This window comes from Chryseobacterium sp. PET-29 (assembly GCF_025736815.1).
Lineage (GTDB): Bacteria > Bacteroidota > Bacteroidia > Flavobacteriales > Weeksellaceae > Chryseobacterium > Chryseobacterium nepalense.
On record NZ_CP107053.1, the window covers coordinates 479706 to 505658 of the forward strand.

At 37.0% G+C, this 25953-nt stretch carries 21 protein-coding genes and 1 pseudogene; 14 read left to right on the forward strand and 8 right to left on the reverse strand.

The window, feature by feature from the left end; all coding sequences use genetic code 11:
• Positions 1 to 74: 74 nt before the first annotated feature.
• The 5 genes from ODE14_RS02075 to rplS form a co-directional block, all read right to left on the reverse strand.
• Complete coding sequence (locus tag ODE14_RS02075; protein WP_248394955.1) at positions 75 to 965, reverse strand: 3-hydroxybutyryl-CoA dehydrogenase; 891 nt, start codon at positions 963 to 965, stop codon at positions 75 to 77.
• Positions 966 to 993: 28 nt separating this feature from the next.
• Positions 994 to 1401, reverse strand: a complete 408-nt coding sequence (locus ODE14_RS02080) for a hypothetical protein (protein ID WP_263602779.1) — start codon at positions 1399 to 1401, stop codon at positions 994 to 996.
• 30 nt (positions 1402 to 1431) lie between these two features.
• Positions 1432 to 2310, reverse strand: coding sequence for a CGA/CIA family class A beta-lactamase (bla-A, locus tag ODE14_RS02085; RefSeq protein ID WP_263602780.1), 879 nt, complete (start codon positions 2308 to 2310; stop codon positions 1432 to 1434).
• A 226-nt stretch (positions 2311 to 2536) separates the two neighbouring features.
• Positions 2537 to 4258 carry a cellulase family glycosylhydrolase gene (locus tag ODE14_RS02090; RefSeq protein WP_263602781.1) on the reverse strand — a complete coding sequence of 574 codons (1722 nt, stop codon included), beginning with the start codon at positions 4256 to 4258 and terminating at the stop codon, positions 2537 to 2539.
• Between the two features lie 184 nt (positions 4259 to 4442).
• On the reverse strand, positions 4443 to 4799 hold the full coding sequence (gene rplS / locus ODE14_RS02095; protein ID WP_034709455.1) for a 50S ribosomal protein L19: 357 nt from the start codon (positions 4797 to 4799) through the stop codon (positions 4443 to 4445).
• A gap of 283 nt (positions 4800 to 5082) precedes the next feature.
• Between rplS and ODE14_RS02100 the strand changes: the two genes are divergently transcribed.
• On the forward strand, positions 5083 to 7821 hold the full coding sequence (locus ODE14_RS02100) for a fibronectin type III domain-containing protein (RefSeq protein WP_263602782.1): 2739 nt from the start codon (positions 5083 to 5085) through the stop codon (positions 7819 to 7821).
• A 193-nt stretch (positions 7822 to 8014) separates the two neighbouring features.
• Here the strand turns inward: ODE14_RS02100 and ODE14_RS02105 are convergent, their stop codons facing one another.
• On the reverse strand, positions 8015 to 8392 hold the full coding sequence (locus ODE14_RS02105) for a hypothetical protein (RefSeq protein WP_263602783.1): 378 nt from the start codon (positions 8390 to 8392) through the stop codon (positions 8015 to 8017).
• A gap of 164 nt (positions 8393 to 8556) precedes the next feature.
• On the opposite strand from ODE14_RS02105, the gene ODE14_RS02110 reads away from it, so the two are divergent.
• Positions 8557 to 9258: a CoA transferase subunit A gene (locus tag ODE14_RS02110; protein ID WP_248393901.1), complete on the forward strand. Its 702-nt coding sequence runs from the start codon at positions 8557 to 8559 to the stop codon at positions 9256 to 9258.
• Positions 9259 to 9407: 149 nt separating this feature from the next.
• Here the strand turns inward: ODE14_RS02110 and ODE14_RS02115 are convergent, their stop codons facing one another.
• A complete protein-coding gene (locus ODE14_RS02115) occupies positions 9408 to 11201 on the reverse strand; it encodes an ABC transporter ATP-binding protein (RefSeq protein WP_248393900.1) in 1794 nt (597 codons plus the stop codon).
• A gap of 122 nt (positions 11202 to 11323) precedes the next feature.
• Between ODE14_RS02115 and ODE14_RS02120 the strand changes: the two genes are divergently transcribed.
• The 12 genes and pseudogenes from ODE14_RS02120 (at position 11324) to ODE14_RS02175 (ending at position 25418) form a co-directional block, all read left to right on the forward strand.
• Positions 11324 to 11977: a CoA transferase subunit B gene (locus ODE14_RS02120; RefSeq protein ID WP_263602784.1), complete on the forward strand. Its 654-nt coding sequence runs from the start codon at positions 11324 to 11326 to the stop codon at positions 11975 to 11977.
• Between the two features lie 120 nt (positions 11978 to 12097).
• Complete coding sequence (locus ODE14_RS02125; protein WP_263602785.1) at positions 12098 to 14356, forward strand: family 20 glycosylhydrolase; 2259 nt, start codon at positions 12098 to 12100, stop codon at positions 14354 to 14356.
• Positions 14357 to 14372: 16 nt separating this feature from the next.
• Positions 14373 to 15005, forward strand: coding sequence for a Crp/Fnr family transcriptional regulator (locus ODE14_RS02130; protein ID WP_263602786.1), 633 nt, complete (start codon positions 14373 to 14375; stop codon positions 15003 to 15005).
• 376 nt (positions 15006 to 15381) lie between these two features.
• Complete coding sequence (locus tag ODE14_RS02135) at positions 15382 to 16170, forward strand: sulfite exporter TauE/SafE family protein (RefSeq protein ID WP_263602787.1); 789 nt, start codon at positions 15382 to 15384, stop codon at positions 16168 to 16170.
• 1432 nt (positions 16171 to 17602) lie between these two features.
• Positions 17603 to 19015, forward strand: a complete 1413-nt coding sequence (locus ODE14_RS02140; protein WP_263602788.1) for an MBL fold metallo-hydrolase — start codon at positions 17603 to 17605, stop codon at positions 19013 to 19015.
• 17 nt (positions 19016 to 19032) lie between these two features.
• Entirely contained in the window at positions 19033 to 19596 is a 564-nt protein-coding gene (locus ODE14_RS02145) for a YeeE/YedE family protein (protein WP_263602789.1), read from the forward strand.
• A gap of 10 nt (positions 19597 to 19606) precedes the next feature.
• On the forward strand, positions 19607 to 20089 hold the full coding sequence (locus ODE14_RS02150) for a YeeE/YedE family protein (RefSeq protein ID WP_263602790.1): 483 nt from the start codon (positions 19607 to 19609) through the stop codon (positions 20087 to 20089).
• 97 nt (positions 20090 to 20186) lie between these two features.
• On the forward strand, positions 20187 to 21182 hold the full coding sequence (locus ODE14_RS02155; protein WP_263602791.1) for an isoaspartyl peptidase/L-asparaginase family protein: 996 nt from the start codon (positions 20187 to 20189) through the stop codon (positions 21180 to 21182).
• Positions 21183 to 21285: 103 nt separating this feature from the next.
• The gene (locus tag ODE14_RS02160) at positions 21286 to 21948 is read left to right on the forward strand and encodes a copper homeostasis protein CutC (RefSeq protein WP_263602792.1); all 663 of its coding nucleotides are present in this window, start codon (positions 21286 to 21288) and stop codon (positions 21946 to 21948) included.
• A 204-nt stretch (positions 21949 to 22152) separates the two neighbouring features.
• Positions 22153 to 22311, forward strand: coding sequence for a GxxExxY protein (locus ODE14_RS02165; protein WP_263602793.1), 159 nt, complete (start codon positions 22153 to 22155; stop codon positions 22309 to 22311).
• 234 nt (positions 22312 to 22545) lie between these two features.
• Positions 22546 to 22923: pseudogene (locus ODE14_RS02170) on the forward strand (GxxExxY protein).
• Complete coding sequence (locus ODE14_RS02175) at positions 22923 to 25418, forward strand: beta-mannosidase (protein ID WP_263602794.1); 2496 nt, start codon at positions 22923 to 22925, stop codon at positions 25416 to 25418. Before ODE14_RS02170 ends, ODE14_RS02175 begins: the two are co-directional and overlap by 1 nt.
• Positions 25419 to 25435: 17 nt before the next feature.
• Here the strand turns inward: ODE14_RS02175 and ODE14_RS02180 are convergent, their stop codons facing one another.
• Positions 25436 to 25906, reverse strand: coding sequence for a hypothetical protein (locus ODE14_RS02180; protein ID WP_248393881.1), 471 nt, complete (start codon positions 25904 to 25906; stop codon positions 25436 to 25438).
• Between the last annotated feature and the right edge of the window lie 47 nt (positions 25907 to 25953).

Consider the following 25953-nt stretch of genomic DNA (forward strand, 5'->3'; position numbering starts at 1 on the left):
GGATGGTGAAATTAATCAATTTTGTAACGCAAATCAATTAAAATGCACAGTTGATCATCCACTATTCATTTTCCTTATTTCGAAAACATTTTCGCCACTTTTTCAGCTTTCTTGCTTTCAGAATAATCATAGAAGCCTTCTCCTGATTTTACCCCTAATTTTCCAGCCATCACCATATTTACCAATAATGGATTTGGTGCATATTTCGGATTTTTAAAGCCATCGTACATTACATTCAGGATTGCCAGACAAACATCAAGACCGATGAAATCTGCCAATTGAAGCGGTCCCATCGGATGAGCCATTCCCAATTTCATTACCGTATCAATTTCCTCAACACCGGCAACACCGTTGTATAAGGTTTCGATAGATTCATTGATCATCGGCATAAGGATTCTGTTAGCCACAAATCCCGGATAATCATTAACTTCTACAGGAACTTTTCCTAACGTTTTGCTCATTTCGTAAATCGCATTAAAAGTTTCTTTGGAAGTAGAATATCCTTTGATGATCTCTACAAGCTTCATGATAGGAACAGGATTCATAAAGTGCATCCCGATTACTTTATCCGCTCTTTTGGTGGCAGCCGCGATCTTCGTAATGGAAATAGAAGAGGTATTGGTGGCCAGAATGCAGTTTTCCGGTGCAAACTCATCCATCTGACCGAAAATTTTCAGTTTTAATTCCTGATTTTCCGTTGCTGCTTCTACGATAAGATCTGCAGAGCTCACCGCATCCTGAAGTGCAGTGAAAGTATTAATATTGCCTAATGTTTCAGCTTTTTGTTCTTCTGTAAGGTTTCCCTTTGCAATTATTCTGTCGAGATTGGTAGTAATGGTTTTCAGCCCTCTGTCCAAAGCTTCCTGAGATACATCTACCAGGTTTACTTTAAAACCACTTTGTGCAAAAGTATGGGCAATACCATTTCCCATGGTTCCGGCTCCGATAACGACAATGTTTCTGATCATTTTTCCTTATTTAGTTAATTAATTTTTATTTGATTAGGGTTAAATTTCTTGCGTTTGAAAGATCGGCTTTTTTGATGACTTCAGTCTCGTCAAAGCTTACATTACCGTCTCGGTTAGGCTTTTTCATTCTGTTTTGGGCATCAATTGCTGCTTTCAGACCGTTTACAAACTGCATTTTCTGAGTTTTAGAAAATGTATCGGTTCCGATATACAGATTGAATTCTCCTTCTCTTCCCAGTCCGTTCTGTCGGTAAACTTCAAAATTTTTTATTTTATTTTTGGTCCTGAATGTATTGATAAAATCCATTACCGGCTTATCGGAAGGCGTACCGCAGCAAATGCTGTGATAACCCACGACAAGATAATTTTCGTTTTTCTGTGCAAAGAATAATACTGTGCTGAATAGCCCTATTGTTAATAATATTTTTTTCATTTTAACGGTTTTAAAATTAAGGTTAAATTTTTACTTATTAAAATAATCCCAGACCGACTTTGATATATCCGAAATCATTTTGCAGTTGACCACATTCGTTTCCGTTGAGTTACTGACAAATACAGCTATTGCATAATGTTTGCCATTCGGTAAAGTAACGATGGCAATTTCATTTTCAGCGCCCGTTAAGCCTGCGTTGTTCTTTCCGGAAGCTCCCGTTTTTCGCGCTACGGGTGTATTTTCCGGAAGTTGTTCAATCAGTTTATTTTTTCCGGTAGAGGTAGAAAGCATTACTTTCATCAGGTAGTCCGTAGATTTTTTTGAAAGTAATTTTCCATCATAGAATTTTTTCAGAACATCCGTTGCGGAAGATGCGGTACTGTAGTTTTGATATTGTGCATTCCAGTCTTTATGCATTTCTGCTTCATTAAATTTTATCTGAAAGCCTTTCAATCCTTTAGCATCCATAAATTTCTGTACCTTTTGTGTTCCTCCCAGTAATTTCAGGAGAATATCGCAGCCGTTATTATCACTTTTAGCGACCGTATATTCAAGGATTTCGCTTAGAGGTACTTCAACATTTTCCTTCGGATATTTATCGCGAAGCGGCGACCAGGTATTTTCATGTAAATTGGCATTATTTAAAAGGATTTTTTGATTCAGTGACAGTTTTCCCTTATCAATATAATCCAGGACAGCTGCAGCAATATGAAATTTAAAAACGCTTTGCATCGGGAGTTTCTTGTCGGCATTTTTATTGTATTTAAAACCATTTTCAAAACCCAGAACGGAAATTCCTACCGTAGCATTTTTATCTTTAATAATTGCGTTGATTTTTTGTTCTAAAACAGATTGCTGGCCAAAAACAAATGCCGAAATCAAAACAAATAATAACCCGATTTTTTTCATAATATTTTGTTTGATATTTACCGCAAGAGGTAAAAGATAGTTTATAGTGTTAATATTTTAGCTTATTTAAAGTCTGCAAAATAATAAACTCAGAAATTTTAGCTAATGTATTCTATTGTATAATAAAGATTAGTGCTAAAATCTGTTGTTTCTTTTGCGGTTAAAAAATTAAAAAAATAAATCCCTTTCAGATAACTAAAAGGGATTTGCAATTTAAGATTTTTTCTTATTTCACCTCAAAATAATTAAGGTTTATACCATCATTTTCGAAATAGATCCGGATTTTATTTTCTCCTTTTTTAAGTCTGATACCTTTCACAGAAAGGGTTTTCCAGTTCTCATTGCCGCCTGTGGATGCTAATGAAACAGTAGATAATTGTTTTCCTGAAGCATCTTCAATCCTGATTTTTGCTGCATTGCTGCTTGCATAATTAAAATCGAAAGTATAGGTTTTGTCGGTTTTGGCGTTAATGGTATATTGAAGCCATTCTCCGCTTTCCGTTTTTCCTACGTAATATTCATTGGTATTGGATTTATAAATGTCGACGCCATCATTTCTCAGCTGGTTTCCTGAATTCCATTCGGATCTTTTCGCCGGATCACTTACCCAAAGATTCACATAATCATTATCAAGGTAAGCTGAACCCATTCTTCCCAGATCATAATCGGTTGCCAAAATTTTACCGGGAGCCTGAAGATTTTTAAAAGGTTTTGTGGAAGCATCCGTTGTCTGCCTGAACATCGCATCAATCACATCATTTTTAACCTCAACATTGCTGAATTTATAGTTTTCTGCAATCTGCATCAGCGCTTTTTTGGCAAATTCTTTCGAAGGTTTTTCGCCGCCGTTCTGCCAGTAATTCAACAATTTCTGATATTCGGGAGTGATTTTTACGTTGGTAACTCCTGCAATATTATCGATTTTTTTCATTGGCCAGAATGCATAACCGATGTTGTGTTTATCCAAAAGCTGAATCAGCTCCGTAAACCACACATTTGAGTTTTCACCTGTTTCGCCCAGCCAGATCGGAATATTGTGCTTTTCACGAAGATCCAATGCAAATTTAATCGTAGCATCATCCGTATAATTCCAGTATTTATGAAAGCTGAAAACCATATTGTTGTCCCAAAGCGGCGTAAGTCCATTGTAATTATTTCCCCAGCCGTTTCCTTCAATGATGATGATGTGCTTTTTATCAACCGTACGTATAGCTTCCGTAATATCTTTCTGAAGTTTCCAAAGCGGTGCATTCGACATTTCATCGGTTCCGTTCGGATTTTTTCCGGTGAAATTGATGTTGGGTTCATTGATTAAATCATATCCTCCGATCCATGGCTCATCTTTATATCTTTCTGCCAGTTTTTTCCATAGCGCAATTGTTTTTTTCTGATTTTCCTCACTTTCCCAAAGAGAAGGTTTTGATTTGTCATTGTCGGAAATATTCACGTCATTTCCCTGTCCGCCCGGAGCAGCGTGCAGATCCAGGATCAGGTACATTTTATTGTCGGCACACCATTTTAAAAGATCATCGGTCATCTTAAAACCTTCTTCCAGCCAGGTATTTTGACCTTTTTTAGATTCTTTTTCAATAGGTAAGGTGTAAAGATTGTAGTGCATCGGAAGTCTTATCGAATTGAATCCGGCTTTCTTCAAAAAATCAATATCCTGTTTGGTAATGCCGTTTTTAAGGTATGCTTTGTAAAACTCATTCATTCCGTCTTCTCCGATGAGTTCAGCAATTTTTTCTTTGATTTTGTATTGAGGTCCGGCAAAATCTGCCGTCTTCAGCATATAGCCTTCCTGAAGCATCCATCCTCCAAGACCCAGACCTCTCAGTTGTACATTTTCACCTTTGTCGTTAACGATTTTTTGGCCGTTGGTTTTTAAAAGCTGCGATGTCCCAAATTGAGACAATAAAAAAGCGGATAGTAGGATGGCTCGTTTCATAGTTGTTTTAATTATTAAATATTATGGGGTATTTTTAAGAATGACTATTTGATAATCACAAATATATTTAAATTTATTGAATAAAAATCAAATATTGTAGCAATATGAAAGTGCTGCCAAAGCTAAAAATGAAAAAAGACCGCTTAAAGTAAGCAGTCTCTTTCCGTATGTATTGTTGTCTGAATTATTTCTTCTTGTAAGCAGCGTCTTTAATTCTCGCTTTTTTACCTCTAAGGTCTCTGAAGTAGTAGATTCTTGATCTTCTAACTCTACCTCTTCTGTCAACTTCAATTTTTTGAAGAGCAGGCATGTTGATTGGGAATACTCTTTCTACTCCTACATCACCAGACATTTTTCTGATCGTGAAAGTTTTTGTAGAACCGGTACCTCTTAATTGGATAACTGTTCCTTTGAAGAACTGAGTTCTTGTTTTCTGACCTTCTTTAATCTCGTAATAAACAGTGATCGTATCACCCGCTTTGAATTCAGGGAATTCTTTTTTTGTAATGTACTTGTCTTGTACGTACTTTAATAAATCCATTATTAATAAAATAAAATGTTTAAGCTAAGCAACTTACACGGACTTCGTCAGAGGTTGAATAACAGGTTGCAAATATACAAATCTTTTTTTCAATATTCCAAACACATTACCATTAAAATATAATGAAATTTTAAAGAAAATTCCGGGTATAAATTAATATTTCCTTGAAGTTACCATCAGATACAGTTTACATGTGTATTTTACTTTTGCACGATGATAAAAAGGGTTTCTTCAGCCTTACTGTTATCAGCTAAACTATTAAAACATTATACAAATTGTACTCATGAAACAGCTTTTATTCTTTTTTTGCTTTGCCGTCCAGATGGCTTTCGGGCAGGCTCTGTATCCTTATTTACAAAATCCGACACCGAATTCAATGATTGTCAGCTGGAAAACATCATCAAATACCGAAACAACCGTTTTTTACGGAACCAATCCAGCCAATCTTAATGTGACCTTTACCGGAACCACTAATATATTTTCCGATACCGGTTACAACAATAATTATTATTATCATACGGCAAAAATCACCAACCTTCAGCCGAACACGAAATATTATTACAAAATCAGAACAGGAAGCAGCGAATCTGCGGTTTACAATTTCAGAACACTGCCTTTGCCGGGGCAGGCTGCAACGGCTAACGGGAAAATCCGTTTCCTGATTATGGGAGACAATCAAATCAAGGCAGAACCGAGATATGACACCTTAACGCTAAATGCCTATAAAAAGCTAAAGGAAAAGTTCGGTCCAAATTCTGATCCTTCCGATAATGTTGCTTTGACTTTTATGGTCGGAGATCAGGTGGATGTGGGAACACTCGATCATTATGAAAATGTTCATTTTAAAAAGAATATCAATCTTTCACCATATCTTCCTATACAGACCACGGTAGGAAATCACGAAACCTACGGAACTCTTGGAATGAATTCTTATTATGCCCACTTTTATATTGATGAAATAAAATATAAAAATATCTCATCCGGAAATGAGAACTATTACGCTCAGCAGGCAGGAAATGTTTTGTTTATCAGTTTAAGTTCTGAACATACCGGTTCTGCGCAGATGACCTGGCTGCAGCAGATTTTAAATGCAGCTGAGAACGATTCTACTGTAGACTGGATTATTTCTTTAAGTCACAGACCTTACCAGGCAGAGCAATATGTAGGAGATATTTCAACGTGGGTAAGAAACAGTGCTGTTCCTCTTTTAACCACTTCTTCAAAATATTTAATGCACGTCGGAGCGCATCACCATTTGTATCACAGGGGACAGCTGAAAAATACACCGAATTACCAGATTATTTCCGGTGGTGTTGCATGGGACCAGTATTGGGGAATGTCTACCGAACAGGATTTTGATGATGTTCAGAAAACCCTTACTGACTGGACGTACCAGATCGTGGAAGTAGATGTGAACACAGGAAAAGTAGATGTTGAATCTTATTCCATCGGAGGAGTGTATCACAAAAAATATAATGAACTGATTGATACGTTCCACCGGTATAAAAATCAGCCGAAACCTGCAAAACCTTCTATTTCAAATATATTTACTACGCCGGTTACTTTGCCTTTAACTTTAAACGGAAGTGCATTTTCAAGTTCGAACGGAGAATTGCTGAATACGACTCAGTTTTTAATTAGTAAAGCTGCCGATTTTTCCATTATTGAAAAGGAATTTTACAGAGATTACGAAAACTGGTTTGGGAAAGACGGAAACGGAACGCCTGATATTACCAAAAACCTTAATGCCGGCGTTGATATTACAAAAGCTACGATCGGTGCAAATTCTATTACCAATGGTGTTTATTATGTGAAAGTACGCTACAGAGACCGAAATATGGAATGGAGTGACTGGAGCGATGTAAAAGAATTTTCGGTAACCGGAAGTGTTGTTTCAAATCCTGTTTTTACTTTAAATAAAACAGAATATCTCCAAAACGAACCAATTACAGCCAATTTTACAGATGGCCCGGGAAATAATCAGGATTGGGTAGGAATTTACAAGAAAGGCCAGAATACTGCGGCGGTAACTTCCCAGGCTTACGTTTATACCAACGGACAGACATCGGGAACAGCTTCATTTCCGAACGGAATTGCTACTAAAGGTCAGTATTTTGCAGGCTTTTTTGCGAACAACAGCTATACGGAAATTACCCCAAGGAAAAACTTTTATGTAGGACCGAAAGTGGTGCTTTCAACAACTTCTGATGTGTATCCTGTTGGCGGAACGGTAACTGTTAATTTCTCCAACGGACCAAATCTTACCAAAGACTGGATCGGAATCTATAAAATGGGACATACGCCGGGGAATGTAAATTCTACACAATGGAGCTACGTGACCACGGCTTCTGGTACACTCAATTTCACAGGTCTTGCAAAAGGATATTATTATGCACAGTATTTCTTAGAAGATGGTTACACGACAATAGGCGAAAAAGTTTTCTTTAAAGTCGGAGATATTGTAACCGAACTCTGGACCAATAAGCCTGTTTACACATTAGGTGAAAATATTACCGCTTCCTGGACCGATTCTCCGGGTATCATCAAAGACTGGCTGGGAATTTATCCTCAGAATATTACCGTTCCAGATGATAATTTTATTTCTTATACGTATTTTGAAGGAATTACCCAAGGTACAAAAACCATTCAGGGAACAGCAGTTCCAACAACACCCGGAAATTATTACATGGTAATGTTTACCAATGATTCGTATACCGAGGTATCCAACAGGGTACAGTTTCAGGTAACCGGCCCGACATTGGGAACGGGAGAAACAAAAACTACTGAGAAAAATGTAATCTTGTATCCGAATCCTACAAAACCGGGAGAACCTACCTTTATAAAGAGTGATTATCCCATAGAAAAAATAGAATTGCTTTCAGCAAACGGAGATCTTCTCTATGAATCAAAAAATATCAACAACCAGCGTTTCTCCCTGGTGAATGAAAACCTTCCGAAAGGCGTCTATTTTGTAAAAGTACATACCAGAAAATTATTTACTTTAAAATTAATCATTCAGTAAGAGTCCCGAAGGGACGACCTAAAACAGCATTGGACGTAAGTCCAATGAATAAAATAATAATTAGATTAAAATATATCCGATAAAGAGTCCCGGAGGGACGACCTAAACCAACATTGGACTTACGTCCAATGGATAAAAAAATAATCCCACATCAAAAATCGGCAAAAATTTTAATTTTTGCCGATTTTTATATTTATTCATCAGTAGATTTCAGTGCCCATGCTATTAAAGGTGCCTGCATAAAAAGCCTGGCAAATCTTTGATTATCGGTATTTAGTCCGAAAGAATCGCGTCTGTTTTTATATTGGGCAATATTTCCGGGGAGTACGGCTGCAAAAAATCCTGCTACAATTTTTCCCATTGTTTTCCGGTATTTTTTTGGTGTTACAATCATGGCGGTGCCTAAAGCAATTTCCGCAATTCCGGAATAGACAACAGTGTCATCTTTATCCAGAGGAACCCATTCGGGAACCTGCGCCTGAAATTCTTTTCTTGCAAATGTGAGATGTCCGATTCCTGCGGTGATAAGAAATGCGCCAAGAGCAACTCTTGAAATGTTTTTCGTTTCCATAATACTGTATTTATGTGATAAGGTGTAGATATCTTAACCAAAATCCAGACCATCATCAGGATGGTTATCGGTGATCCGGTACAACAAATGCTTAAATGACGATCCATTATTCTGAAATCTGAGAAAAAGTATTAAATTTAAGCCAACAGAAAATCTAATATTTCATGATAGATAAAAGAGTAAAAAATGCAAAGGAAGCCATTGAGGGAATTAAGGATGGAATGACATTGATGCTGGGCGGATTCGGACTTTGCGGGATACCTGAAAACTCAATTAATGCACTGGTGGAGAGTGATGTAAAAGACTTAACCTGTATTTCAAACAATGCCGGCGTTGATGATTTCGGATTGGGACTGCTTCTGAAAAAAAGGCAGATCAAAAAAATGATTTCCTCTTATGTAGGTGAAAATGCAGAATTTGAAAGACAGATGCTTTCCGGAGAACTGGAAGTGGAACTGACACCACAGGGAACACTGGCAGAAAAATGCAGAGCAGCACAAGCCGGAATTCCTGCTTTTTATACGCCTGCAGGCTTCGGTACTGAAGTGGCGGAAGGAAAAGAAGTGAAAGATTTCAAAGGGAAACCTCATATTCTGGAATATGCCTTTGAAGCAGATTTTTCAATCGTCAAAGCATGGAAAGGAGATCACGCAGGAAACCTTATTTTCAAAGGATCTGCAAGAAATTTTAATCATCCGATGGCCGGTGCAGGAAAAATTACCATCGCTGAAGTGGAAGAACTGGTAGAACCAGGAGTATTGGATCCCAACCAGATTCACATTCCGGGAATCATGATCCAGCGAATTTTCCAGGGAGAAAAATTTGAAAAGAGAATCGAGCAGAGAACGGTTAGAAAAAGAGATTAATTTTTTATCAGTTCTTGAAAAATAATACCCCGAAATCAACTTTCGGGGTAATTTATTTTAGTTATAAAGTACTAATTGTTATTCTGACAAAGTGAAGAATCTCACAGTCACATAAACTTCCATCATCCAGCTTCCAACTTTCATCTCATCTATACTAAAGTTTTCCTTTCCCCAATCTGCTGCCTCCACATTGCATAATACAATCCTTTTTCTTCAATAAGATTGAGATGAGAACCAGTTTCTACTATCTGTCCGCGTTCCAGAACGAAAATTCGGTCTGCATGCATAATGGTGCTTAATCTGTGGGCAATAAGAACGGTAATCTGTTCTTTTTCCTTAGAAATTTCTTTAATGGTAGTGGTAATTTCTTCTTCCGTAATACTGTCTAAAGCGGAAGTTGCCTCATCAAAAATCAGTAAATGCGGTTTTCTTAACAAGGCTCTGGCAATGGCAATTCGCTGTTTCTCACCACCGCTTAATTTCAAACCTCCTTCTCCGATTACGGTTTCAATTCCGTTTTCTGCACGTTCTAAAAGATTGCTGCAGCTCGATTTTTTTAATGCCAACTGCAGATCTTCTTCCGTTGCGGAAGGATTCACAAACAAAAGATTTTCTTTTATGGTTCCTGCAAAAAGCTGCGTGTCCTGGGTCACAAACCCGATCTGGTTCCTCAGTTCATCAAAATCGAATTCCTTTCCGTCAATATTATTGTATAAAATAGAACCTTCCTGAGGTCTGTACAATCCTACAAGAAGTTTTACCAAAGTACTTTTTCCTGAACCGCTCGGTCCTACAAAGGCAATTGTTTCCCCGTTTTTTACGTTGAATGAGATAGAATTTAAAGCTTTATAATGGGCAGTCTGATGTTGGAAAGAAACATTTTGAAATTCAAGCTCTTCAATAGCCCCGATTTTCTTCGGAGTTAAAGGCTTAGGCTCAACTTCTTTTTTCATCACCCGGTCGAAATTGTTCAGCGAAGCCTGTGCCTCCCGATAGGAAATAATGATATTCCCGATTTCCTGCATCGGCCCGAAAATGAAGAATCCGTAAAACATTAACGATAAATACTGTCCCGGAGTTACAATGTTTTTAAAAATCAATAACAATAAAGTAAAAGTAATGGTCTGCTGTAAAAAATTGACCAGTGTTCCCTGTACAAAGCTCAGGGAACGGATGCTTTTTACTTTTCGCAGTTCCAGATTCAGGATTTTATAGGTATTGTTGTTAAGACGCTCAACTTCCTGGCTGGTGAGTCCTAAACTTTTTACGATTTCAATATTCCTGAGGCTTTCCGTGGTGCTTCCCGCAAGATTGGTGGTCTCCGTAACAATATTTTTCTGAATGGTTTTGATTCTTTTACTCAGCAAATTGGTTACTACCGCGATAAGAATAATTCCCACAACGTAAACCGGCATGATCGACCAGTGAAGACGAATGGCATACACCGACACGAAGATAATACTCACCAGAATTCCGAAGAATACATTAATGAAATTATTGATGAATTTCACGGTATCTTCACGCACCTTTGTTAATATGGAAAGGGTTTCACCGCTTCTCTGATCTTCAAACTCCTGAAAAGGCAGTCGCATCGAATGTTTTAAGCCATCTGTGAAAATTTTGGCACCAAACTTCTGAATAATTACATTCACCACATAATCCTGGAAAGCTTTAGCAATACGGCTGATCATGGCAGTACCAACTAACAGGGCCAGAAAATAGAAAACACCATGATAAATATCAGTTCCATAAAGATATTCATTCATATTTCTCGGGAGCGTTTTCTCTTTATCGAAAAAATTGGGATGCGTTACGAGTTTATCTAATATGTTTCCGGTAATAGCGGGTGCAAATAAAGAAAAAACCTGATTAACAGAGGCTAAGAACAGTGAAATGATAATCAGCCATTTGTAAGGTTTAAGGTAATGTAATAAAATTTTCATCGGTAAAATTAAAAACGTACAAAGTTACAACAAATAGAGATTCAAAATATATCATAGGATAAGAAAGAAAGGTATTTTGTAATTCCGTAAAAATGGCTAATTTGGCAGGATAAGATTAAGCTATGCTAACGAAAGAACAAATTGCACAAAGAATTTCCAGAGAAGTAAAAGACAGGTATTACGTAAACCTAGGAATCGGAATCCCGACATTGGTTGCCAATTACGTTCCGGAAAATCTTAATGTAGAATTTCAGAGTGAAAACGGAGTGTTGGGAATGGGACCGTTTCCGTATGAAGGTGAAGAGGATGCAGATATCATCAATGCAGGGAAGCAGACGATTACCATTCTGGACGGAGGTTCCTTCTTTGATTCTGCTTTCAGTTTCGGGATGATCAGAAGCAAAAAAGTAGATCTTACCATTCTTGGTGCCATGGAAGTTGCAGAAAACGGAGATATCGCCAACTGGAAAATCCCGGGAAAAATGGTGAAGGGAATGGGCGGTGCGATGGACCTTGTGGCCTCTGCAGAAAATATTATTGTCGCCATGATGCACGTCAACAAAGCAGGAGAAAGCAAAATCCTCAAAAAATGTACGCTTCCTTTAACAGGAGTAAATTGTGTTAAAAGAGTTGTCACCGAATTGGCCGTGCTGGATGTTACGCCTGAAGGTTTCAAACTTATTGAACGAGCTCCGGGAGTTTCCGTAGAACACATCATAAAATCAACAGAAGCTGATCTTATTATAGAAGGTGAAATTCCTGAAATGCAGTTTTAAATAAATACAAACCTTGTCGCTGGCAAGGTTTTTTGTTTATAAGGATAATTTTAAGGCAGAAAATTAAAGGCGCGAAAATTATTCGAGAAATAAGTATCTTAGCAAAAACCTAAAAATTACATGATACGCGCTTTCTTACTTATTCTTCTTTTCTTTTCAGGAGTGGCTTTTTCGCAAAATAAACTTCACCTCATTCCATATCCGCAGAAAGTTGAATTTCAGAAAGGAGAATTTATTATTCCTGAAAATTTTAAATTTGATAAAAATCTTCCGGTAAAAGAAACTGCTTATTTTAAAAAGCGAACAGCGGGAATGTTTACTTTCAGCTCCGGGAAAAAGGAGGAAGGCGCTCACTTGGTTAATACTCTTTTTACTCCACAATCCGTAATCGGTCAGCAGAAAAAAGAAAAATATTCAATTGACATTTCACCCAGGGCAATTGTTATCAGCTCCAATACGGACCAGGGATATTTTCTCGCCCTTCAGACATTAATTCAGTTATTGGAACAATACAAAGATTCGGGAAAAATTCCGGCAATGAAAATTGAGGATGAACCAAAATTTGCCTGGAGAGGAATGCACCTTGACGTTTGTCGCCACTTCTTTACGGTTGATGAGGTGAAGCAGTACATCGATTATCTTGCGATGTACAAGCTGAATACGTTTCACTGGCATTTAACCGACGATCAGGGCTGGAGAATTGAAATCAAAAAATACCCGAAATTGACACAGATCGGTTCAAAAAGAAAGGAATCGATGATCGGAGCCTATGTTGATAATACCTTCGACGGAAAGCCTTATGGGCCTTATTTTTACACCCAGGATCAGATAAAAGAAGTGGTAAAATATGCTCAGGAAAGACATATCACTGTTGTTCCGGAAATTGAAATGCCGGGTCACGCTTTAGCAGCACTTTCTGCCTATCCGGAATTGGCCTGTACAAAAGGTCCTTTTGAGCCGGCTACAAAATGGGGCGTTTTTGATGATGTTTTTTGTCCGAAAGAGGAAACTTTTACATTTTTAGAAAATGTTCTGGATGAGGTAATTCAGCTTTTTCCTTCACAATATATTCACATTGGTGGCGATGAATGCCCGAAAACCAGATGGAAAGAATGTCCGCATTGCCAGAAATTAATCAGAAAAAATAATCTGAAAGATGAACATGGGCTTCAAAGCTATTTTATCCACAGAATTGAAAAATATGTCAATTCAAAAGGAAGAAAAATCATAGGATGGGACGAAATTCTGGAAGGCGGACTGGCCCCGAATGCTGCTGTAATGAGCTGGACGGGCATAAAAGGCGGTGTGGAAGCTGCAAAAACAGGTCATTTTGCAGTCATGACTCCAGGATCTTATTGCTATTTCGATCATTATCAGGGAGATCCTGCAACGGAACCGAATGCTTTCGGAGGATTTACCCCTTTAGATAAAGTGTATTCTTACAATCCAATTCCGGAAGAACTGAATGCAGAACAGTCAAAATATATTTTAGGGGTTCAGGCAAATCTGTGGACGGAGTATATTCTTGATTTTAAGCAGGTTCAATACATGATTTTCCCGAGATTATTCGCTCTTTCTGAAGTTGGTTGGGGAACAGCTGATCCTAAAAATTATAAAGAATTTGAAGGAAGAGTAATTAATGAATTTAAGGTGTTGGATAAAATGGGTATCAATTATGCGAAAAGTATTTACAATATCAATGGGAAAGTGCAACCGAGAGTAGGAGGTATTTCGTATAAACTTTCAACATCGCAGAAGCCGGAAGGAATTCGTTTCACAACAGACGGGAGTGTTCCCACAGAAAATTCCCAAACGTATGACGTTCCAATTCCCGTTTCAAAAACCATGACCATTAAATCAGCTTATTTTGAAGGTGGACTTCAAAGTGCCGTTTCTTCGCAAGATTTTGTGATTTCTAAAACTACCGGAAAACCCATAACATTAGAAAGCCAACCTGATGAAAATTATTCATTCGGAGGTGAATTCACTTTAGTTGACGGAATTATCGGAAATCAAAAGCAATTGGGAAAAACATGGCTTGGCTTTCAGGGAAAAGATGTTGTGGCTACGATTGATTTCGGACAGAAAACGCGGTTTTCAGAGGTGTACTTTAATACTTTAGACAACAAAGGAAGTTGGATTCATTTCGCAAAATCAGCTCAGATTTTCGTTTCAGACAACGGAACGGATTTTAAACTCATTAAAGAAATCGGAAAAGAGGAAATCCTTTCAGCAAAAGGTAAAATCAAAGTGAATGTAGGCATTCAGAATTCAAAATATATTAAAGTTAATATAGAAAACGCTGGAATTATCCCTGCCGGAAATCCGGGTGCAGATTCCAAAGCATGGCTTTTTGTTGACGAAATTGGTGTAAATTAGCCTTAGAAATTTTATTATGCAGGATTCGGTTCTTTCTTCAGAATTTACTTCTTCGCCTGAACTGGTAGAAAAGCTATATCAGTATGGGATCACGAAGACGTATCACGAAGGCGATATTATATTGGATGAAAATTCATCCATCCGTTCAATTCCGATCGTGATGAAAGGAATGCTGAAGGTGATCCGCACCGAAGAAGACGGCCGGGAAATTCTTCTGTATTACATTAAAGCAGGAGAAAGCTGTATCATGTCTTTTCTGGGCGGAATGCACAATGAAAAGAGCATCGTAAAAGCCGAAGTAGAAGAAGATACCGAAATTCTTTTTCTGCCGATAGATAAAGTTTCTTTATTCATCAAAGAATATCCGGAATGGCTGGATTATATTTTCAGACTGTATCATAAACGTTTTGAAGAGCTTTTGGATATTATCAATGCCATCGCTTTTAAAAAAGTAGATGAGAGGCTGCTGAATCTTCTCCACAAAAAATCGGAAATTTTAAATTCCAAAACAATAATTATTACACACGAACAGCTTGCCAATGAACTCGGAACGGCAAGAGTTGTGGTCTCCCGATTGCTGAAACAGCTGGAAGATGCGGGTAAACTTCAGCTTGGAAGAAATAAAATTACCATTTTGGAAGACATTTAAAACTTTTTAGCGGCTTTGCTGAGTGTAATATGAAGGTTTACAAACGTAGTTCAGCATTTAATGTACTTCCATGAATCTCTTTGCGTGCTTATCTAAGTGAAACGGCTTTGCGAACTTAAAAACATTGAGTAGTCAAAAAATCTTCGCAATCTTTGCGTTAAAATATATAACGATATCAAGATGCTTCCAGCATGACAATCTGCTGATAAGGTAACAGCTTTTAATCTTTGCTGAGTGAAACGGCTTTGCGAACTTAAAAACATTGAGTAGTTAAAAAAAATCTTCGCGACCTTTGCGTTAAAAAAAAACCTTCTGTAACAAAAGTAGCGGTATATCTTTTCCGATATATTCAATTTTGCATCATAAAGTTGAGAAAATGGAAATTTTTGGATATATCGCATCGGTTTTAATAGGGATTTCATTGGGGTTAATCGGCGGTGGCGGAAGTATTCTTACTGTCCCCGTTCTGGTTTATATTTTTGGATTAGACGCTTTTCTGGCTACGGAATATTCACTTTTTATTGTAGGAATAAGCAGTGTTGTCGGTTCGGTTTCGTACTTCAAAAAAGGATTGGTAAATTTTAAAACAGCTTTTATTTTCGGAATTCCTTCAATTATTTCCATTTTTCTTACACGTCGTTATATTTTACCTTTAATTCCCGATCATGTATTTACAGTTGATAATTTTGTGGTGACAAAAGATATTTTACTGCTGTTGATTTTTGCGGGATTAATGATGCTGGCTTCTTACAAGATGATAAGGAAAAATACAGAATATCAGCCTGAAACAAACCGTGGAAATAATATACTTCTCGCGGCCGGAGAAGGCTCAATCGTCGGAATCCTGACAGGTCTCCTGGGCGCAGGCGGCGGATTTCTGATTATTCCGGCTTTGGTCAGTCTTCTCAAAACCCCCATGAAAGTAGCTATCGGGACATCTCTTGTCATCATTTCATTCAACTCACTTATCGGTTTTTTCTCATCAATGCATAATGTTGTGATCGACTGGAAATTCCTGGCAATCATATCATTAATTGCAGTTATAGGAATTATTATCGGTTCTCGGCTGTCCAAAAAAATCGAAGGTAAAAAACTTAAACCTGCTTTCGGGTGGTTTATTCTCCTGATGGGAATTTATATCATCATAAAAGAAATTTTCTTTTAATTTTTTATGGCAGCTATTTCCAGCATGATAATCTTCCGATAAAGTAAAATCTTTTAACCTTTGCTGAGTGAAACGGCTCTGCGAACTTAAAAAAAACAGTTAGTCGTCAAAAAAACTTTTCGGCCTTTGCGTTAAAAAATATTTCGGATATCGGGAAACTCCAGCATGACACTCTCCTGATAAGTAAAGGTTACAAAATCTGCGTCATCCGTAAAATCTGCGTGAGAAAATAAACTGTATTACTTTCCAAATTCTTTGCGCTCTTAGCTGAGTGAAACGCCTTTGCGAACTTAAAAACGTTTAGTAGTCACAAATCTTAGTGTCCTTTGCGTTAAAAAAATTCGGATATCAGGAAGCTTCCAGCATGACAATTTTCCGATAAAGTAAAATCTTTTAACCTTTGCTGAGTGAAACGGCTTTGCGAACTTAAAAAAAACAGTTAGTCGTCAAAAAAACTTTTCGGCCTTTGCGTTAAAAAATATTTCGGATATCGGGAAACTCCAGCATGACACTCTCCTGATAAGTAAAGGTTACAAAATCTGCGTCATCCGTAAACCTGCGTGAGAAATTAAGCTGTATTATTTTCCAAATTCTTTGCGCTCTTAGCTGAGTGAAACGCCTTTGTGAACTTAAAAACGTTTAGTAGTCACAAATCTTAGTGTTCTTTGCGTTAAAAAAAATTCGGATATCAGGAAGCTTCCAGCATGACAATTTTCCGATAAAGTAAAATCTTTTAACCTTTGCTGAGTGAAACGGCTTTGCGAACTTAAAAAAAACAGTTAGTCGTCAAAAAAACTTTTCGGCCTTTGCGTTAAAAAATATTTCGGATATCGGGAAACTCCAGCATGACACTCTCCTGATAAGTAAAGGTTACAAAATCTGCGTCATCCGTAAAATCTGCGTGAGAAAATAAACTGTATTACTTTCCAAATTCTTTGCGCTCTTAGCTGAGTGAAACGCCTTTGCGAACTTAAAAACGTTTAGTAGTCACAAATCTTAGTGTTCTTTGCGTTAAAAAAAATTCGGATATCAAGAAGCTTCCAGCATGACAATCTCCTGATAAAGTAAAAGCGTTCAAATAAATCTGCGTCATCTGCGGAATCAGCGAGAATTAAATTTAGTTTGCTTTCTGTAATAATTTCACTTTGCGGACTTGGCTAAGTATAACGCCTTTGCGAACTTAAAAAAACAGTTAATAGTCAAAAAACTCTTTGCGTTCTTTGCGTTAAAAATATATAACGACACCGAGATGCTTCCAGCATGATAATCTCCTGATAAAGTAAAAACATTCAAAAACATTCGCTTCATCTGCGAAACCTGCGAACTTCATGTTTAAAAAAATCCCGTTCTGTAACAAAAGTAGCTGTACACCCAATCCCAAACCCGGAAATTTGTATCAATAAATAATAAGTAAAATTTAAAATCATCAAAAATGAAAATAGAACAGATTTATACAGGATGTTTAGCTCAGGGAGCATATTATATCATTTCTAATGGTGAAGCAGTAATGATAGACCCATTGAGAGAAACTCAGCCTTACATCGACCGGCTGGAAAAAGACAATGTTAAACTTAAATATATTTTTGAAACACACTTTCATGCAGATTTTGTAAGTGGACATCTGGATCTGAGCAGAAAAACAAATGCACCTATTGTTTACGGGCCGACCGCAAAACCTGAATTTGAAGCCATCATTGCAGAAGACAATCAGATTTTTGAGGTAGGAAATATTAAAATAAAAGTGCTGCATACTCCTGGTCACACCCTTGAAAGTTCATCTTTTCTGCTGATTGATGAGAATGGAAAAGAAACAGCTTTATTTAGCGGGGATACTTTGTTTTTAGGAGATGTTGGTCGTCCTGATTTAGCACAGAAAGCAGCAAATCTGACACAGGAAGAACTGGCCGGGTTGTTATATGAAAGCCTGTACAACAAAATTTTACCTTTAGACGATGATATTACCATTTATCCGGCTCACGGAGCGGGTTCTGCCTGCGGAAAAAATATGCAGAAAGAAACGATAGATACATTGGGAAATCAAAAGAAAACCAATTATGCGCTGAACCAAGAGGATAAAGAAAGCTTTATAAAAGCAGTAACAGAAGGTCTTCTTCCGCCTCCGGCTTACTTCGGAATGAATGTGGCTATGAATAAAAAAGGATACAGCAGTTTTGATGAGGTCCTGTCAAAAGGTTTACAGGCTCTTTCTCCGGATGAATTTGAAGAAATCGCAGAACATTCCGGAGCGTTAATTTTAGATGTAAGAAATAATGAAGATTTCGCGAAAGGATTTGTTCCGCAATCAATCAATATTGGTCTGAATGGCGATTTTGCACCTTGGGTCGGAGCTTTGATAGTGGATGTAAAACAGCCGATCCTTCTTATCGCTGGCCAAAATGAAGAAGAGGAAACCATGACCAGATTGAGCAGGGTAGGATTCGACAATGTTCTCGGATTTCTGAAAGGTGGTTTTGAAGCGTGGAAAACAAGCGGAAAGGAAACGGATTACGTTAACAGAATTTCAGTACAACAATTTGAAAAAGAAACCAAAGATAAAGATGCAACAATTATCGATGTCCGAAAAGAAAGCGAATATAATGCAGAACACGTCGATCAGGCATTTAATAAACCGCTAGCCTATATTAATGAATGGATCGGTTCAATTGGTCCGGCAGAACATTTTTATCTTCATTGCGCAGGAGGCTACAGAAGCATGATGGCAGCAAGTATTCTTCAGGCGAGAGGCTACAGAAATTTCAGTGAAATCGAAGGTGGATTTAATGCGATTTCCCAAACTGAGGTTCCTGTAAGTGATTTTGTGTGTCAGAGTAAAGTTTTAAAATAAAAATAAATTTACAATCAATGTTAGAAATAATCAAACAACCCTGGCCATGGTATGTTGCGGGGCCGTTAATAGGACTTACCGTTCCGGCTTTACTTATTTTAGGCAATAAATCTTTCGGGATCAGTTCATCGCTGAGGCATGTGTGTGCAGCATGTATTCCTTCAGACATCAAGTTTTTCAAATACGACTGGAAAAAAGAGATGTGGAATCTATTTTTCGTTTTCGGAATTCTATTGGGAGGAATTATTGCTTCTCGATTTTTGATAAATCCGGGAGAAATTTCTGTCAGTGCAGCTCTTAAATCCGAATTAGCAACTTACGGAATTACAGACTACAGCAATATGGTTCCGGTACAGCTCATGAATTTTGCCGGTCTTTTTACTCTGAAAGGTTTCATTATTATGGTTGTCGGCGGATTTCTGGTCGGTTTCGGGACGCGTTATGCGGGCGGATGTACCAGCGGACACGCCATTATGGGACTGTCTAATTTGCAGTGGCCATCCCTTATTGCAACAATATGTTTTATGGCAGGAGGTTTTTTAATGGCGAATGTAATTCTGCCAGTCATCCTTTCACTTTAATTAAATAAAAATGAAAAAAGAACAAGATATACGGCATCAGGACAGTATCTGTACCAACGAAAGTCACCTTAAACATCAGTGGTATCATCATTTAAAATATCTCGTAGTGGGAATTCTCTTTGGAATTGTATTTGTGAAGGCGGAAGTCATCAGCTGGTTCAGGATTCAGGAAATGTTTCGTCTGCAATCTTTTCACATGTACGGAATTATAGGAAGTGCTGTTGTAACCGCAATGATTTCAGTGTTTATTATTAAAAAATTAAACATCAAAACCATTTATGGCGAAAAAATTTCCATTGCTCCAAAGAAATTCAATAAAGGCCAAATTTATGGCGGATTGATCTTCGGATTTGGATGGGCCATAACGGGAGCGTGTCCCGGTCCGCTTTTCGCTCAGATCGGAACCGGAACTTTGGCGATTGTTGTTACTTTAATCAGCGCCATTTTCGGAACCTGGGTTTATGGATATTTCAGGGAAAAGTTACCTCATTAATTTTCAATAAAAATCATTTGAGCGGTAGGAAATCTACCGCTTTTTTATTTCCTGCAAATGCGAAAAATCCTTAATTTGGAGCCAAATAAATCTAAGCATGCAAAGTAGAAGAAAGTTTCTGAAAAAATCGGCAATCGCTTCGCTGGCTTTAGCGGCAAGTCCATTGGATGTACTGGCTAAAGACCTTCCTGAAAACAACAATACAATAATTAACAAACCGATTGTTCTTTCCACCTGGAATTTTGGTTTGAAAGCCAATGAAGAAGCCTGGAAAATTTTAGATAAAGGAGGTAGGGCTTTGGATGCCGTAGAAAAAGGCGTCCGGCTTGTAGAGGATGATCCGGATGAAAGAAGCGTCGGTTACGGAGGCAGACCCGACAGAGACGGAAGGGTAACTCTGGATGCCTGCATCATGGATGAAAATTATAATATCGGCTCAGTAGCATGTCTTGAAAATATCAAAAATCCGATCTCTGTGGCAAGAGCAGTCATGGAAAAAACACCTCATGTAATGCTGGTAGGAGACGGAGCATTGCAATTTGCTGTTTCACAGGGATTTAAAAAAGAAAATATTCTTACCCCCGAATCAGAAAAAGAATGGAAAGAATGGCTCAAAGACAGCAGATATCAACCGGTTGTCAATATAGAAAATCACGATACTATCGGGATGATTGCGATGGATGCTCATGGAAATCTTTCCGGTGCCTGTACCACCAGCGGAATGGCTTTTAAAATGCATGGAAGAGTAGGAGATTCTCCGATTATAGGAGCGGGCTTGTTTGTAGATAATGAAGTCGGAGCAGCAACAGCGACAGGTCATGGCGAAGAAGTGATCCGAACGGTGGGAACACATTTGGTCGTAGAATTAATGAGACAAGGAAGAACGCCGCAGCAGGCCTGTAAAGAAGCAGTGGAGAGAATTGTACAGATTACGAAGAGAAGAAATAAAAATCTGAAGGACATCCAGGTAGGTTTTATTGCCATTAATAAAAAAGGAGAATACGGCTCATACTGCATTCAGGATGGGTTTAATTTTGCTGTTTACGACCACAAAGGAAACCGCCTGGAAAAGCCGGGTTTTGCATTAAAATAAATTTTTTGTAATCAAACAATTAGAAAAGATTAATAGTAACGGGCTTTAGCTTATTTTTCGAAATAAAAAAATATTGGCTTTAGTCCAAACTTAAATTACAACGATGTCAAAAATAGAAATAGCGTGCTTTAATCCCGAATCGGCAATAATCGCTTTTGAAAACGGAGCAGATAGAATAGAACTGTGCGAAGGATTAAGCGAAGGCGGAACCACACCGGATTTTAAAACCGTACAGCAGCTTCGTGGAAAAATCAACATTCCGATGTTTGTGATGATTCGTCCTCGTGGTGGGGATTTTACTTATACAGATGAAGAGTTTGAGCAGATGAAATCAGATTTAATTCATTTAAAATCATTACGTGCAGACGGCTTTGTATTCGGGATTTTGGATGAAAATGATGAGGTTAATATTCAGCAAAATAGAGCTTTAGTTGAGCTGGCAAGTCCTTATCCCTGCACTTTTCACCGAGCTTTCGACCGTGCAAAAGATTTAGAAAATTCTCTGGAAAAAATAATTGATTGTGGTTTTAAAACCATTCTTACTTCCGGACAAAAAGCCAATGTCTTAGAAGGCAAAGAAAATCTTAAAAAACTGGTAGAGTTATCCAACGGCAGAATTGAAATTCTTGTCGGTGGCGGACTTCGTTCTTCCAATATCGAAGAAATCCGTGAGTTTACTAAAGCCGGATATTACCATTCTTCAGCAATTACCGATGGTGGTGTTTTTGCGAATTCTGAAGAGATTGTTGCGATGAAGAATAAATAATAATATGAAATTTTACGCAAAGATTTATTTAATTTTATATTTATCTAAGGAAGCAAAGTATTGCGACAAAGTCGCTGATTAAGCTGAATGGCTAGAACCTTAGCTTCATAAAATCAATTTGTAATTGATTCTTCTTTGCTCACTTAAAATTTAGTAATTACTAAAATTAAATCTTTGCGTTAAAAAATAAAAACACAATAATAAATGATAGAAAATGAATTATCCTATAAAATAATAGGATCAGCAATTGAAGTACACAAAAATCTTGGAGTTGGTTTATTAGAAAGTACCTACGAATCAGCTTTAGCATATGAACTGAAACAATCAGGATTTAATGTTAACAGAAAATTTTGCGAATTCTGAAGAGATTGTTGCTATGAAGAATAAATAATAATAATATGAAATTTTAACGCAAAGATTTATTTAATTTTATATTTATAAGGAAGCAAAGTATTGCGACAAAGTCGCTGATTAAGCTGAATGGCTAGAACCTTAGCTTCATAAAATCAATTTTTAATTGATTCTTCTTTGCTCACTTAAAATTTAGTAATTACTAAAATTAAATCTTTGCGTTAAAAAATAAAAACACAATAATAAATGATAGAAAATGAATTATCCTACAAAATAATAGGATCAGCAATCGAAGTACACAAAAATCTTGGAGTCGGTTTATTAGAAAGTACTTACGAATCAGCTTTAGCATATGAACTAAAACAATCATGATTCAATGTTAAACAGCAAATTTATCTGCCCTTACAATATAAAAAAATGAATATTGAAAATGCTTACAAAATTGATTTGCTTATCGAAGACAAAGTAATAATTGAGGTGAAATCCGTACTGGAAATACATCCTGTTTTTAACGCCCAATTATTAACTTATTTAAAATTAGCAAACATAAAACTTGGGCTTCTTATTAACTTTAATACAACACTTATTAAAGATGGCATCCATCGAATAGTAAATAAATTATAATGAAAAAAATTTTACTTTTCACATTCTTTTTCACACAAATTTTAATCAACGCTCAGTTTTCAGAGCGTAATTTATCCTCAGAAAAATGGAACTTTAAAAATGCCAAAGAAAATAACTGGCTCACAGCCTCCGTGCCGGGAACAGTACATTTGGATTTGATGAAAAATAATATCATTCCGGATCCTTTCAAAGATGAAAATGAAAAAAAAGTGCAGTGGATAGAAAATGAAAACTGGGATTATCAGACTCAATTTACCGTTTCGGGAAAAGAACTGGAAAATCAGAATATAGATCTGGTTTTTGAGGGACTTGATACTTTCTCCGATATTTATTTGAACGGAAAATTGATTCAGACGACAGATAATATGTTCAGAAAATGGACAGTTCCTGTAAAGATTTATTTAAAAAAAGGAGAAAATATTTTACAGGTTAAATTCAGATCTGCAGTAAAAACCGGAAATGAACTGGCTGCAAAAGTACCATTTACTATGCCTGAATCTCCCAGAAGTTTTGTAAGAAAAGCACAATACCAGTTTGGCTGGGACTGGGGACCAAGACTCGTTACTGCCGGAATCTGGAAAAATGTAAAGCTGGAATTCTGGAATCATGCGAAAATTAACAATATTCAGTACGAAACGCTTGATCTAGGAGAGAAACAAGCTGTTTTGGTATGGAAAGCCGAGATTTTCTCTGAAAGTAACGAACAGAATAAAACCATTGTCTTTTTAAATGAAAAATCAGTTTCCGTGCTTCTGAAAAAAGGAATAAATTTTATTGAAATTCCCTATAAGATTTTTAATCCGGAACTTTGGCAGCCGAACGGAGTGGGAAAGCCGAAATTGTATGATTTTGAAATTTCTGTCAAAAGAGGAATTGATATTTTAGATAAAAAAACTGAGCGCATTGGCTTAAGAACCATAGAATTAGTTCAGGGAAAAGATGAAAAAGGAAAATCTTTTTATTTCAAAGTGAATGGAAAACCAATGTACGCCAAAGGAGCCAACTGGATTCCCGGAGACAGCTTTTCACCAAGAATGAGCAAAGAAAAATACCAAAAACTCATCAAAGACTGTAAAGAAGCCAATATGAACATGATCCGGGTCTGGGGCGGCGGAATTTACGAAGACAACGAATTCTATAAAGCCTGTGATGAAAACGGAATTTTAGTCTGGCAGGATTTTATGTTTGCGGGAAGCTTTTATCCGGCAGATGAAAAATTTCAGAAAAATGTGGAACTGGAAGTGAGAGACCAGATAGAAAGGATTCAAAATCATCCTTCCCTGGCTTTATGGTGCGGAAATAATGAAATCGATGAAGCGATAGTCAACTGGGGATATCAGAAGCAGTTTAAATATTCCAAAGAAGATTCTCTTCAGGTATGGAAAGATTATAAGACCATTTTCCATGAAATAATTCCCAATGCTATTCAAAAATATGCGTCACGGGATAAGCAGATTTACTGGGAAAGTTCGCCTTCTATAGGATGGGGACATAAAGAAAGTTTAACAGAGGGGGATTCTCATTACTGGGGCGTCTGGTGGGGTGAGCAGCCATTTGAAATATATAATGAAAAAGTTCCCCGTTTTGCTTCTGAGTATGGTTTTCAGGGAATGCCGACACTGGAAACTACAAAATCCATGTTTTCAGGAAAACCAGAGTTAAATTTGCAAAATGGAATTATCAAAGCGCACGAAAAACATTCCAGAGGCTGGGAGATTATCGAAAATTATATGAAACGGGATTATAACATTCCGAAAGACTTTGTGAAATACAACTATATTTCCCAGTTGCTTCAGGCCCGCGGAATGCAGATTGCTATTGAAGCACACCGCCGTGCAAAACCATACAATATGGGAACGTTGTACTGGCAGCTGAACGATTGCTGGCCGGTGGTTTCCTGGTCATCAATTGATTATCTGGGAAACTGGAAAGCACTGCATTACCAGGTGAAAAGAAGTTTTGAAAACCAGGTGATTTTACCGCAGGAAAAAGATGAAATTTTAGACTTTTATGTTATTAATGACGGATTGAAAACGTTTGAAAATGTATCTTTAGATTTTGATATTCTAAAATTTAACGGTGAGAAAAAAGGTTCAGGAGCAGCGGCAGAGACTAGAATTTTAGAATCAAACGGAGTGCTGAATTTTGATTCTTTTTCGTTGGAAGAAATCATAGGAAATGCAGACAGAAATGAAATTTTTTTACATATAATGTTAAGAGATGAAAAAAATGAAAAAGTAATTGCAGAAACCAACTATTTCTTTGCAAAACCAAAAGATCTAAAACTACCAAAACCCAATCTGACCATCAGGAAAATCTCTCCCACGGAAATTGAAATTTTTACGGATGTGCTTGCTAAAGATGTCTATTTGATTGGGGATACCCATTTCAGCGATAACTTTTTTGATCTGCTTCCAAAAACCTCAAAGAAAATCATCCTTTCAAAACCAATTGAAGGAATTAAGGTTATGAGCCTTTGGGATGCAAAGAATTAGTGATTTGAAATGTTATTTTAGTTAAGCTCGAAATCGTATAAAATAATAGAATCAATGTGATCTTTCCATTGCTCCACAAGTACAGAATTGCTTATGGCCGGCATAATAGAAGTTGATTGATATGAAGAATTACCTTTTAATCTGATTTTAGCCTTAAAAAGTAATTTTTTTCCTGTTTTTTGAATAACAATTAAAACATACATTGTTGAGGTCATCATAAAGCCTTCTGCGAAAGTAAGCTCAATGCTGTTATCTTTAACTTCATCTTTTTTGAAATTTTCTAATGTATCAAACAAATCCACTTTTTGAGTAATATTATCTTCTTTTACAATTTCAAAACTTATAATTTTATTGTTTTTTATTTCAGGTTTCAGTAGAATTTTTTTGCCAATGGGAACTGTAATTTCTCCTTTGTTTAAAGAAATTTTTTCCTGGGCAGAAGTTAAAATGATCAGAAATACAGTTATAATTGAAAGTAATTTTTTCATGGTTTATTTATTGAAATATTAGTTAATATAAGAACGATAAAAATATA